The organism is Methylobacterium dankookense, assembly GCF_902141855.1.
Classification (GTDB): domain Bacteria; phylum Pseudomonadota; class Alphaproteobacteria; order Rhizobiales; family Beijerinckiaceae; genus Methylobacterium; species Methylobacterium dankookense.
The window spans coordinates 75,226-87,336 of record NZ_CABFVH010000023.1; the positions used below are offsets into that span (position 1 = coordinate 75,226).

Below are 12,111 nucleotides of genomic sequence, written 5' to 3' on the forward strand. Positions count from 1 at the left end.
GATGTTTCGCCGGGACGGCGGCGGCTCGTTGCGGCAATGGATCGTGTGTTGGCTGGAAGGGCGTTCGAGGCAGGCTTAAGGACGTGGCGAGGCTGCTGCTGATCGAGGACGATGCCGAGACGGCGCGCGAGGTGCATGGCGACCTATGCGGGCGCGGCCACGTCATCGGCTGGGCTTCGACCGGACCGGAGGGCGCGGCCTGCGCCCGCGACGAGGCCTGGGACGCGATCATCCTCGACCGCATGCTGCCCGGACTCGATGGACTCAGCGTGCTGCAGGACCTGAGGCGCGCAGGGAACCGGACGCCGGCCCTTGTTCTCAGCACGCTCGGCGACGTCGACGAGCGCATCCGTGGCCTGCGGGCTGGTGGCGACGACTACCTTGCCAAGCCCTTCGTGCTCGCGGAGCTCGCGGCGCGCATCGAGGCGCTGCTGCGGCGCCCGGTCGACACCCGCGAGACGATCCTGCGGGTTGGCAGCCTGGAGATCGACCTGATCGGCGGCACGGGCCGGCGCGGCGCCCGCGACCTCGACCTGTTGCCGCGCGAGCTCAAGCTCCTCGAATACCTGATGCGGCGTCCGGGGCAGGTCGTGACCCGGACGCTGTTGTTCGAGGAGGTCTGGAACTATCGGTTCACGCCGAAGTCGAACCTCATCGATGTCCATCTCGGCCGTTTGCGCCGCAAGCTGGAGGCGGAGGGCGAGCCGTCACTGATCCACAACGTGCGCGGCATCGGCTTCACGCTCGCGCCCGATGACTGACCTGCTGCGCTCCACAACATTCCGGTGGGCGCTGGGCATCGCGATCTGGTCCGTCCTGCTCGTGCTGGCGACGTATTCCTTCGTCTACTGGCAGACGGCCGCCTATCTTCGGGAGGAACTGGCCGAGACGCTTCGGCTGGAGGTCCGGGCGGCTGCGGCGGATCCGGCCGCGACCGCGATGCGCGTGGAAACTTGGATTGCCACGGACCTTCACGCCACGCATTTCGGCGGACTTTTCGGACCCGAGGGCGAACGTCGCTCCGGCAATCTCGGCGCCGTACCCGACGGCTTGGCGCGCGACGGGGACGCCCACCGGGTCAGCGCCAACGTCGACATCGCGGGCCGCGCGCTGCGGGACGAGATCTGGGCGGCCGCGCTCGCGCTGCCTGACGGAAGTACAGTGGTCATCGCACACGACACCGACGAGATCGACCGGGTGCAGGCCACCACCCTCCGCGCGCTAGGCCTCGGCCTGATGCCAACGCTCGCGCTCTCGGGACTTGGGGGATTGCTGCTCGCGGGTCGGGCACGACGGCGCCTGGCGGCGACGGAGGCCGCGGTGGCCCAGGTGATGCGCGGGGACCTGCGCAAGCGTCTGCCGGTCGGCGGCGGCAACGACGAGTTCGACCGACTGGCTGGCAACGTCAACCGGATGCTCGATGAGATCGAGCGCCTGCTGGGCGAGGTCAGCAGCGTCGGCGACGCGGTCGCGCACGACTTGCGGACGCCGCTGACCAGGCTGCGGGCGAGGCTGGAGCGGACCCGTGAACAAGCCAACAGCGTCGCGGAGTTCCGCGAGGCGGTGGATCAGGGCCTTGCCTGGATCGACCAGACGCTCGCGATGGTGACGGCCGTGCTGCGCATCGGGGAGATCGAGCACGGCCGGCGCTTCGCGGGCTTCGCGCTGGTCGACCTCGCCGAGGTCGTCCGCGAGGCCGCGGAGTTCTTCGAGCCGGTCGCCGAGGACAAGGCGGTTTCCCTCGATGTCGCGGTCGAGGGGGGAATCCCGCCGGTCGAGGGCGACCGCGACCTTCTCTTCGAGACGGTGTCGAACCTCGTCGACAACGCCGTGAAGTTCACACCGCCCGGCGGTCGCGTCCGGGTCGGCCTGGCGCGGGAGGAGAAGGGCGTCGTCATCCTCGTCGAGGACACCGGGCCCGGCATCCCTCCGGCCGAGCGCGACCAAGTGTTCCAACGCTTCTATCGGACGGAGCGCGCTCGCCAGACGCCGGGCAACGGACTGGGACTCGGCCTCGTCGCCGCGATTGCAAAGCTGCACGGGTTCACCGTGGATCTGCGGGCTTCGCCCTATGGCGGTGCCTGCTTCGCGGTCCTATGCCCACAGGGCGAGGCAAAAGGGCGGGAATGGGCGCGCGGCTTCGCTGGCCGCCCACTGCCCACACCCGATGTTGCGCCGGACCCGAGAGGCGGCACGCGACCGTAGTTTCGATGTCATACCCTCGCGCTGCAGGTGGCCGATCAGCTCGCGGCCAAGGACGCTCTGACGGCGCCCGCCCGCGACGAGCTCGGCATCTCGGAACTCAATTCGGCACGGCCCGTCCAGGCCGCGGAGACGTAGGCTACGACGTTCTCGTCCGGCGGCGTCCTGCCGCTGCCGGCGGCGGCGCTCTCGATCACCGACCTCGCCGCCCTCACGGCGACGGCCTCGCTGGTGCTCCTCGGCGTCCTGGGGCGAAGACGGGCTGTGCCGCCGTGCCGCGCGCGAAGGCGCCCGTGACATTCCGTGGATCCTTCGCCATGGGCGCCACCGCAGACATCGTGAGCCTCGTCGGCACGGTCGTGTGACGAGCCTCGGAAGCGAGACGGCGGTGAGCCTGGAACGCGTCGGTGACCGCTATCCAAGGGTTTCGAGCCTCAATTACCCTTCGAGGCCCGCTTGCCGCGGGCGGTGCGAGGCTTGGCGGAATCGCCCGAGGGATCGGGGACGGAGGCGACCTCGGCTTCCTGGCCTCCCTGTTCGGAGGGTGCCGCCGGTACGCCCGCCTCCGTTCTCAGCCCGCTCACGATCACGCCGACGTATCCCTCGCCCGCGATGAAACGGGCGCCAGCGCCGCGAAGGGCCGAGACCAAGCGCTCCGCAAGCGCGACCCGGATCGCGATGAAGCCGTTCTCGTAGTCGTTGATCGACTTCTTCGAGACGCGCGCCAGCAGGTGAAGCTCTTGCTGGGTGAGACCGACCAGCAGGCGGGCGGCTTGGCATAGGTACCCTGGCACGGTCCGGTCCGGAGGGAAATCCGCAGCCGAGGCGAAGTCCACTCCCCGAGGCGCGTCGGGCGAGGCTTGAAAGATTTTTATAGCACAGGTATAATTAGGGTCTTCAACAAGCACCGCCGCCTGCCCGCCCCCGCCCGACTGATCGTCGAGCGGGAGGGCCGCTTTCCGCCTTTGGGGTTTCGCCATGATCATCGCGCTGTTCGGCGGCGATGGCCGTGCCGTTGGCACGCACGCCGCCTTCCTGATTGCCCGTGCCGCAGCCTCGGTCGGCACCGCCACGACACTCCTGCGCGTCGTAGGCGCACACGAATCCCGGCTGCCTCGTCTCGACAGCGTGCCGGACGCCCTGCGCGTTGTCGAGCTTTGCAGGGACGGTCCCTCCTTCGCGGAGGACTTCCCGCAGGAGACGACCGCCGACACCGCGCGGCGCCTCGTGGTGCTCGACCTGCCGCCAGGTTGGGCGGCGGACTGCCCGGTCGATCTCGGGGAATGTCCCAGGGTGATCGCCGTCGGACCGTCCGTCCTCGAACGCGCCATGGCCGTGTCCATGCTGCGCGCGACCGCGCGTGCCGCCGTTCCCTGGCTGCTGGGGTGCGGATTCCCCTCACTCGGAGCGTCCGACCGAACCGTGCGCGACATGGCGGCGGCCGCGGGCCTGGACGACAGCTCGATCCGCGTGATCCCCCGCGGCCTGCCGGCTCCCCCGCTGGACGCCGCCGCCCCGGCCCATGGATCCCTGCTCGCATCCCTGTCCGTTCGCGCGGCGCTTCGCGTGCTGAACGCGGTCGTACCCGGTGCGGTCGAGATGCCCGGGCATCCCGGCGACGTGATCGCTCCCGTCCTGGCCGGGATGGGCGAGGCCGACCGCCGCGACACGCAGGGCCGGCTCCGGGACCTTGCCGATGCCTTGGATGCCGCGGAGGACGGCGAATACCCGTCCGCGGAGGAGCTCGCCGCCGCCCCCGTCCTTGAGGAATGGGAGTTCGGGATGCGGCCGGTCGCGGCGCTCGTCGGTCGCGTCACGCACCATCCGGACTTTCCCCCAGGTCGCCGGGTCCGAACCTCGGAAGTCTACGTTTCCGACCGTCGTACCTGGGCGCGCACCTATTCCAGGCTCTACCGCCTGGGACGGCCCGCCGGTCTGCGTCCCTCCCTGCAGTAGCGCGCCGTCTCCCTTCCCGTCGAGGCGGGTCGGCTGCTCCTCGCCCGAAAGACGGAAGCCGGTCCCGCCCGTCGAGATGTGGGCGGGGGAGCCTTCGCCGCCTGTACGTGCGGCCATGCGAGGATATCAGGAGATGCCCGTTCACCCCCAAGGCGAACGTCGCTGGGCGCTGCCGGCGGCGGGCGGTTCGACGTCCCTCACCAGGTTGTGGCGGACGGTCGGGCCGGGTGCCCTCGCGCCCGATCTGGCCAAGCCGTTGCTGGCTGCGGCGACGGCCGCCCTCCGAGGGTCCGGTCCCTCCGTGGCCGCCTCGGAATGGGAAGACGCCCCGGCGGCGCTCCGAGACGCCCGGGCGGTCCTCGGACGATGCGGTTCGGCGCATCCCGACGTCGACGTGGTCGCCACCACGGCGCTCGCGCTGGCGCTTCGCGGCGAAAAGGCTGCCGCGACGTTCCTCGCCGATGCGCTCGACCGTCTCGCCGCCGACGGGACGGGCGGACCGCACCACGCCCGGTTCGCCCGTGCGTGGCGGTCCCGGGTGGAACTTAAGCCGGCGGGCGTCTCCACCGGGACCGACGACAGGGCGCCGGACCGGCTGCGGCTTCCGGGCGAAGACACCGAGGGAGAACAGATGCGCCTATGGATCTTTTCGGACCTGCACCTCGACATCGGGAGTCCATGGACCCCAGCCTCGATCCCCGGGGCCGATCTCGCGGTGGTCGCCGGCGACGTCGGCGAGGGCCTCGTCAGGTCAATCGCGTGGCTCGCCGCGACGGTCCGGCCGCATATGCCGGTCGCGTTCGTGGCCGGAAACCATGAGTACTACCGTCGATGCCTGCCGGACGAGTTGCAGGCGGGACGCGCGGCCGCGACGGAGGCCGGAATTCACCTCCTGGAGAACGACACCGTCCGCTTCGGCGACGTCGTGGTCTCGGGATGCACCCTGTGGACTGATTACGAGCTCGACGGACCGGCGACGCGGGTCCCCGCCATGCGGGACGCACGCGTGGGCCTCAACGATCACCGCCTCATCGCCTGGAGCCGCAAGCCGGAGTGGCGGCGGTTCCGGCCGGAGGAGGCGCTCGCGCTGCACCTCGCGTCACGCCGCTTCCTCGAAACGGCGCTCCGGTCCGCCGCGGACGCGACGACGCGGGCGCACGTCGTGGTCACGCATCACGCTCCCGCGGTGGGGAGCGTCGCCCCGCGGTTCCTCGGCAAGCCGCTCAATGCCGCCTACGCGTCACGGTTGGACGACCTGATCGAGGCCGGTCGGCCTTCGCTTTGGGTCCACGGACACACCCATACGCCGTTCGACTACCGCCTCGGCGGGACCCGCGTGCTCTGCAACCCGCGAGGATATCCCGGCGAGAACCCTCGCTTCCAGCCCGGGCTGGTCGTCGAGGTCTGAGACCGCCCGGGGCGGCCGCCCCACCCTGACTGCCTCCTGCAAGCCGAGAACCGATGGAGACGCCCTTGCCGGACTTCGCCCGTGAGCCTCGTGCGCTAGGATGCCGGGGAGCACCTCCGCCGCATCCCATCCCGTTCCGCTCCCCGGGCTCGACCGGAACGGGATCGGCGACCGCCGGGGGCCTACGATGACGCGGCATGTTCGCCCCCCTCGTCGTGTTCCGGGCGCCGAGGTCCCGGAGCCGTTGCCGCTTCCGTTTCGGCCCCGAGCGCGGATCGACCCGACGCCCGAGGTGCGGACGGCCTGTCCCGGACCGGCCTCCATCGGGAGCCGAAGGGAGAACGCGAGGTTCTGGATCCTGTCCGACCTGCTCGTCGACCGCAATCCCGAGTTCCGGCTCCCCGATCCGCTTCCCGAGTTCGACGTCCTGCTGGTCGCGGGCGGAGTGGCCATCGGGCTGGACGTCGCGTTGAACTGGTTGGCGCGGGCCCTGGACGGCAGACAGGGGAACAGGCCCGTCCTGATGGTGGCGGGCAGCGCCGAGCTGTGGTCCGAGACGCCCATGGTGGAGGCGGTCGCCCGCGGCCGGGAGCTCGCCCGGGACCTCGGCATCCACCTGCTCGCCGACGACGCGGTACGCATCGGTCCCGAGGCCGGCGGCGGGACCGTGGTGATCGGGGCGACCCTGTGGACCGACTGGTGCCTCGAAGGGAGCTTCGAGGGCCGCTTGGCTAGGGTCGCGGCCCGCCACAGCTGGGCGGATTGCCGGCGCGTCCTGCTTCGGCGGGGGCGCCCGTGGTCGCCGCTCGACGCCCTCGGGGCCCATGCAAGGTCGCGGGGATACATCGAGGACGCCCTCACCAGCATCGTGTGCCAATCGCTGAACGTCGCGAGGGGACCCGGGACGCTCGTGCCCGGTGTTCGCCCCGGGGACCGCGCCGTCGTGCTCACCCACTTCGCGCCGTCACGCCGTTCGCTGCCCGACGCCTGGACGGGATGGCTCGGGGACGCCTGGCTGGCAGCCTCGCATGCCTCGGACCTGGAGGATGTCATGCACGCCTGGGGGGCCCCGACGCTTTGGGTCCACGGCCGGGCCGTCGCCCCGGCGGATTACCGCATCGGCCGGACCAGGGTGGTCGCCAATCCCTTGCGGCGCTGGGATGCGGCCGATGCCTTCGACCCAGCCTTGGTGGTCGAGGCCTGAGATGGGAACGTCGACCTACGGCCTAGGGCCGCCCGCACCAAGCTCCTCGGACAGTCCGACGGGCATCGGGAAAGGTTTGGCCGGGACGGCGCCCATCGCTGGCTTTCCCGCCTCGGGCTTCCGCCGCCACGACTTTTCCCAGCCGCCAATGGCAGCGATGGCTTGATCGTATTATATACCACAGGTATAATATAGGCATTCTCGAACGTCGTGGGCAATTCGACAGCCGGGCCAACTTGGTTAGGGGCTGTGAAGCCGAGCCCGTGCGCAACGCGGCGACCGCCTATTCACCCAACGGGTCGTACCGGCTCCCCGCGGGGGCACGGGCCAATTTTTTTCGAAAGCGTGACCGATTCGCTGACCGCCTTGGAACGGGCGGGGCCGCTGGAGGTGGACATGGCATCGGAGCCTGGCCGGGTGGTTTCGTGTTGGGTTTTGCGGCGTGCGATCCGAACCCCGCGGCGCGGCGTGCCGCCCAGGGTCGAAGCCGGCGTGGTGGCGGCTTGGCGGACGTACCCGCCCGGACGCCTCGGCCGGGCGGAAGCAACGGCCCTCGCGCGTCTGCTGGCGACGACGTCGATACTCGGCGAACCGCGCTGGTCCGCGGCAAGGAACGGGGACGCGGCCGCGGCCGCGGCGCTCGCCATCCGTCACGTCCGCACGTGCGGCGCGGCTTCGGTCGCGTCGGATCTCGTGATGGGCAATCTCCTGCTGATGGCCGAGCGCGGCGACGCGACCGCGCCGGCGGTCATCGCCTACGCCCTGCGCGCGCTGGCACGGCGCAGCGCCGACGAGCGCCGGCTCATGCGGCTCGCGGCGCGTTGGGCGCGACCGAGGATGCGCAAGTCTCGCCGCCGCTGAACCATCGGCCCCCCACCATCGAAGTCCCACGCGAAGCCAGAGGATGCCATGCCCGAACCGAACGAGGTGGCCTGCGCGATGGCGCGCGCCTTCGTCGAGGCGTTGCGGAAGGAAGCCGCGAGCCCGGATCCATCATGGTGCCTGGACGAAGCCGAGCTCGACGCGCTCGCGCTCGGCCGGCAGGAGGCATCACCCATGCCCAGGCTGGCCGCCGACGTCGTGGCCGCCGCGGTCATGCTGGGGCGCGCGTTCGCTCCGGCAGGACCTCCCGCGGCCGATGACGGCTTCCCCGTCCTACTGGTGCGCGTATCCTCTCCGGATTGGGTGGAGCCGATGCGGTGCGTCGTGGGACCCTGCCTCCTCGGACTGGGATGGCGGGTTCGGGATGGCGAGGGCGGGCGCGGGGCCTGGAACGACCGCAGCCGGCGGGAGGTCGTCGTGTTCGCGCGTGACGGGGCCTCGCGCGAGCATAGGCCCGACCGCGGCAACGAAACCGTCGGCGCGGCCGTGGTCGCCGGCGTCCCGCTCATCGGCGTCGCGTCGGATCCCGCCAGGACGCTGCCGCGCGACTTCCTGCGCGCCGTCGACCGGGAGGTTCTCGTCGCTCCGCTCGACGCCGAGGTTCTGAGCCTGGTGATCGAGGCGGTGACCGGCGAGGTTCCGCCCCTCGCCGCGCTCGGGGACTGCGTGGCGGTCCGAGCCGCCGCCGACCTTCGGCTCGGTATCCGCCCGGGTCGTGGAGCATCCGAGGCCCTGGAGCGCCTCGGGCGTTCGCGCCAGCGAGAGAGGAAGCGCACCGCGAACGCGCCCCGCCTTGAGGACACGCTCGGTCTCGGAGCCGCCCGGGATTGGGGCCTCGGTCTGGTGGCGGACCTACGGTCGTGGCAGGAAGGGATCATCCCGTTCGCGGCCTGTGAATCGGCCGTCCTCGTCAGCGGGCCGCCCGGCACGGGCAAGACACGGTTCGCGGCGGCCCTCGCCCGAAGCGCGAACCTACCGCTTCATCCGGGCTCCCTCGCGCAGTGGCAGGGCTCCCGTGACGGACATCTTGGCCATACCCTGGGCGCCATGCGGCAGTTCTTCGAGGAAGCGCGGCGGTCGCCTTGCGTGGTCCTGATCGACGAGCTCGACTCCTTTGGTGATAGGAATACTTTCTCAGAACATCATCGCGATTACTCCAGCCAGGTCGTCAACGCCCTCCTGGAACACCTCGACGGCGCCGTCGGCCGCGAAGGGGTCGTCGTCGTCGGCACGACCAACCATCCTTCGAGGATCGATCCTGCGATCTTGCGTTCGGGGCGGCTTGAACGGCACTTCCGGATCGAGCTTCCCGGTCTCGACGCGCTGACCGGCATGCTGGTCCAGTATCTCGGGACCGACGCCGATGACCTCGACCTTGCGCCGGTGGTCCCGCTGCTGCGTGGCATGACGGGTGCCGACGTCGAGGCGCTGGTGCGGCGGGCGCGTGGCAGCGCGCGACGGGCCGGCCGCACCCTCACGGTGGACGACATCCTGGCAGGCTCCTCGGATGGGACGCCGGCGCTCGGGGACGGGCTCCGGATGCGCGTCGCCGTCCACGAGGCCGGGCATGCGGTCGCGCTCCTGGCCAGCGGCGCGAGCGGACCGGTGACGCTATCCGTCGCCCCGACCGGCGGCCTGACCGAGCATGCGCTCGTCGATGCCTACGGAGCCCTGACCGAGGGCGACTTCGAACGGTCCCTGGTGATGATCCTGTCGGGCCGCGCGGCCGAGGAGGTGCTCCTGGGCGACGTCTCCGCCGGCGCGGTCTCGGATCTCGCCGAGGCGACCCGATGCGCCGCGGCGATGGAGGCGTCGTGGGGGTTCTCGGCCGATTTCCCGCTGCTGTCCCTGGCCCCCGCCCAGGACATCGACCTGGCCCGGATGCCCTGGCTGATGCGCCCGGTCCTTGAGCGGCTCCGGCTGGCCTACGAGCGCGCGTGCGACCTCATGCGGACCGAGCGCCTCGCCCTCGAACGGATCGCGGAGGCCCTGTTCAGCACGGCCTACCTCGACGACGCGGCCACCCGGGCGTTGTTCTCGGGAAAGGCCGCCTCCCCCCGACGCCGCGCCGGTCCGGGCCGCGGTGCCCGCCGCACGCACGACACCTGAAGTGGAGAGGCCATGACGTCCTTCGTACGCCGACCGATTGCATGCCGGGACCCGTCCGCGTCGCGCTCACCCGCCCGTCGCCCGCTCGCGGGACGGACGTTGTTCGACGCCGCCTCACCCGGGGCGGAGGCGCGCCCCGACACCATGCGACATCCCTTGCGCCGCCGCGACTTCGACGAGGGCAGCCCGGACACGTTGATGATGCTCGACATCGAGACCGTTCCGGACCCGATCCTAACGCCCGCGGATTGGCCGGCCGACCGGTTTCCAAAAGCCATGTGGCATCAGGTCGTCGCCATCTCGGTGATCGAGGCGGGGGTCGGTCGCGACGCGGGCACGGGCGTCGAGACCTACGAGTTGCGGTCCTGCCGCAGCGGCGGCGAACCGGGATGGGACGAGGCGCGTCTGCTGCGCGCCTTCTGGCGGCTCTTCGAGGGGGGACGGTACAGGCTCGTCACTTGGAACGGCAGGGCGTTCGACATGCCGGTGGTCCTCGCCCGCTCGTTGATGCACGGTCTCGCGGCCCCCGCATGGTTTCTTCGCGGAACGCGCTGGGCCAATTACGGGCAGCGCTACGCCCAGGACTGGCACCTCGACCTCATGGATGCGATCTCATCCTTCGGGGCGGCCTCGCGTCTCACCCTGGAGGAGGCTGCGGCGGCGGTCGGCGCACCGGGCAAGATGGGCGAGCATGGGTCCTGCGTCGCCGAATTGGTCGCGCGCGACGAAATCGGTCGGGTGCGGGACTACTGCGAGACCGACGTGGCGAACCTCTACGTCATCTTCATGCGCTGGGCGCATCTGACGGGTAGGACGGATGCCGCGGGCCACGATGCAGCCGTGGAGGGATTCCTGCGCTACCTCGATGCGGAGGGGCCGGCCCGCCCGCACTTGGCGGCCTTCGCGCGGGAATGGCGACGGACTGGAGCGCGCGCGCCGATGCATGTGGGTCGAACGACCGGGTCGGGTGCGGTGGTGGCTGGTCCGGACGCCTGTCACGGAGCGCGACGGAGCTCGCTCGGGGCCTGAGGGCCGGGTCGCGGGGTAGCCAATCCTGGGGATGCCCCATGAGCGGGCGGCGGGACGCAGGTCCCGCGCCCGGATCCGCCGGTCCGGCGTGAGACCGCGATAAAACCGGGCGTTAGCCATGAGTGAGACGAAGGCGTCGAAAGCCATCCGGGTAAATCGACCGTAATGGCTGGCATGCGAAGGATCGGGCCACGGCCAGCAAGCCCAGGGGGGAACAGCCGATGACCCTGCCGCGCCTCTCGCGACCACTTGAACCCAGCCGCGCTTGGGTGGCGCTCGGGGTCCTGGCACCTATCGGCATGCTGATCGTGTCGGCGTCGATGCTCCTCGATCTTCGTCGCGATGCCTGGGACAAGGCCGAGCAGACCTCCAGAAACCTCATGCAGGTCATCGAACGCGACATCGCCCGCAACGTCGAGATCATCGACCTTTCGCTACGGGCAGTCGTCGACAACCTACGCGCGCCAGAGACCGCGGAAGCGAGCCCGAAGGCACGGCAGATGATCCTGTTCGACCGTGCGGCGAGCGCCAGGGACCTCGGCGTGATGCTGGTCCTGGACGAGAACGGCGACAGCATCCTAGACGCGTCGTCGTTGCCGGCTCGCAGGGTCAACAACGCCGACCGGGAATACTTCAGGGCCCACAAGGCCAGCGCCGACCTTGGGCTGTACATCAGCAAGCCCCTCGTCTCGCGCCTGACCGGAGTCCCCATCGTCGTGCTGAGCCGGCGCATCGACAAGCCGGACGGCTCCTTCGGCGGGGTGGTCCTCGGCAGCCTGAAGCTCTCCTATTTCAGCCACCTGTTCGATCAGATCGGCCTCGGACAGGACGGCGCGATCAACCTCTACCTGCGTGAGGGTACGCGCATCGTGCGCCATCCCTACCGGGAGGCGGATATCGGCGTGAACCTCGCCGGCACGCCGAACTTCGATAGGTTCGTGCGCGACAGGGTCGGCGCATTCGTAGGGACCTCGGTACGCGACGGCGTTGAGCGCCACTACGCGTTCACCCAGGTCGGCGACCTCCCGCTCGTGATCAACGTCGCCCTTTCGACGCGTGAGATCGAGGCTCAATGGCGGGCAAAGGCGCTCGGCATCGTCGGGGTCGTCGTGGTGTTGTGCGGCCTCACCGCGACCCTGTCGCTGCTGTTCGGGCGAGAGCTTCGCCGCCGGGCCGAGATGCATGCCGAAATGGCACGGCTCTCGCGGACCGACGCCCTGACTGTCAAACAGCGTTGAACATTGACCCTGGATCGGCGTCGAACTTTGACCCCCTGGATGGGTATGGCGGGACGCCCCTGATCAGCCCGGCGAAGGCGGGT

The 12,111-nt window shown here is 70.5% G+C and carries 9 protein-coding genes and 1 pseudogene; 9 read left to right on the forward strand and 1 reads right to left on the reverse strand.

All coding sequences use genetic code 11. The features are described from left to right. The first annotated feature begins 83 nt into the window (after positions 1–83). Together MTDSW087_RS17330 and MTDSW087_RS17335 are read left to right on the forward strand one after the other, a co-directional pair. Entirely contained in the window at positions 84–761 is a 678-nt protein-coding gene (locus MTDSW087_RS17330; protein ID WP_144765980.1) for a response regulator transcription factor, read from the forward strand. After that, positions 754–2,205, forward strand: coding sequence for a sensor histidine kinase (locus MTDSW087_RS17335; protein WP_144765982.1), 1,452 nt, complete (start codon positions 754–756; stop codon positions 2,203–2,205). Before MTDSW087_RS17330 ends, MTDSW087_RS17335 begins: the two co-directional genes overlap by 8 nt. Before the next feature lie 431 nt (positions 2,206–2,636). Here MTDSW087_RS17335 and MTDSW087_RS17340 read toward each other — a convergent pair whose 3' ends face one another. Then, the gene (locus MTDSW087_RS17340; RefSeq protein ID WP_238178701.1) at positions 2,637–3,188 is read right to left on the reverse strand and encodes a helix-turn-helix domain-containing protein; all 552 of its coding nucleotides are present in this window, start codon (positions 3,186–3,188) and stop codon (positions 2,637–2,639) included. On the opposite strand from MTDSW087_RS17340, the gene MTDSW087_RS17345 reads away from it, so the two are divergent. The 7 genes and pseudogenes from MTDSW087_RS17345 to MTDSW087_RS17375 all read left to right on the forward strand — a co-directional run. Further along, positions 3,181–4,158 carry a DUF6634 family protein gene (locus MTDSW087_RS17345; protein WP_144765984.1) on the forward strand — a complete coding sequence of 326 codons (978 nt, stop codon included), beginning with the start codon at positions 3,181–3,183 and terminating at the stop codon, positions 4,156–4,158. The two genes, MTDSW087_RS17340 and MTDSW087_RS17345, sit on opposite strands and share 8 nt — an antisense overlap. A gap of 133 nt (positions 4,159–4,291) precedes the next feature. Next, positions 4,292–5,566 (forward strand): metallophosphoesterase, encoded by a 1,275-nt coding sequence (locus MTDSW087_RS17350; protein WP_144765986.1) that lies wholly within the window; start codon positions 4,292–4,294, stop codon positions 5,564–5,566. A 244-nt stretch (positions 5,567–5,810) separates the two neighbouring features. Next, complete coding sequence (locus tag MTDSW087_RS17355; RefSeq protein ID WP_238178703.1) at positions 5,811–6,770, forward strand: metallophosphoesterase family protein; 960 nt, start codon at positions 5,811–5,813, stop codon at positions 6,768–6,770. Between the two features lie 345 nt (positions 6,771–7,115). Continuing rightward, positions 7,116–7,631 (forward strand): hypothetical protein, encoded by a 516-nt coding sequence (locus MTDSW087_RS17360; protein WP_238178705.1) that lies wholly within the window; start codon positions 7,116–7,118, stop codon positions 7,629–7,631. A gap of 78 nt (positions 7,632–7,709) precedes the next feature. After that, complete coding sequence (locus MTDSW087_RS17365; RefSeq protein ID WP_244948390.1) at positions 7,710–9,761, forward strand: AAA family ATPase; 2,052 nt, start codon at positions 7,710–7,712, stop codon at positions 9,759–9,761. 144 nt (positions 9,762–9,905) lie between these two features. Next, positions 9,906–10,790, forward strand: a complete 885-nt coding sequence (locus MTDSW087_RS17370; protein WP_238178707.1) for a 3'-5' exonuclease — start codon at positions 9,906–9,908, stop codon at positions 10,788–10,790. Positions 10,791–11,011: 221 nt separating this feature from the next. Next, a pseudogene (locus MTDSW087_RS17375) lies at positions 11,012–12,013 on the forward strand (GGDEF domain-containing protein); the annotation flags it as partial. Between the last annotated feature and the right edge of the window lie 98 nt (positions 12,014–12,111).

Excerpts from the sequence above, each read along its gene's own strand:
- MTDSW087_RS17340 (WP_238178701.1), bottom strand. The coding sequence starts at position 3,188 with ATGATCATGGCGAAACCCCAAAGGCGGAAAGCGGCCCTCCCGCTCGAC.
- MTDSW087_RS17345 (WP_144765984.1), top strand. The coding sequence starts at position 3,181 with ATGATCATCGCGCTGTTCGGCGGCGATGGCCGTGCCGTTGGCACGCAC.
- MTDSW087_RS17370 (WP_238178707.1), top strand. The coding sequence starts at position 9,906 with ATGCGACATCCCTTGCGCCGCCGCGACTTCGACGAGGGCAGCCCGGAC.
- MTDSW087_RS17365 (WP_244948390.1), top strand. The coding sequence starts at position 7,710 with ATGGCGCGCGCCTTCGTCGAGGCGTTGCGGAAGGAAGCCGCGAGCCCG.
- MTDSW087_RS17335 (WP_144765982.1), top strand. The coding sequence starts at position 754 with ATGACTGACCTGCTGCGCTCCACAACATTCCGGTGGGCGCTGGGCATC.
- MTDSW087_RS17350 (WP_144765986.1), top strand. The coding sequence starts at position 4,292 with ATGCCCGTTCACCCCCAAGGCGAACGTCGCTGGGCGCTGCCGGCGGCG.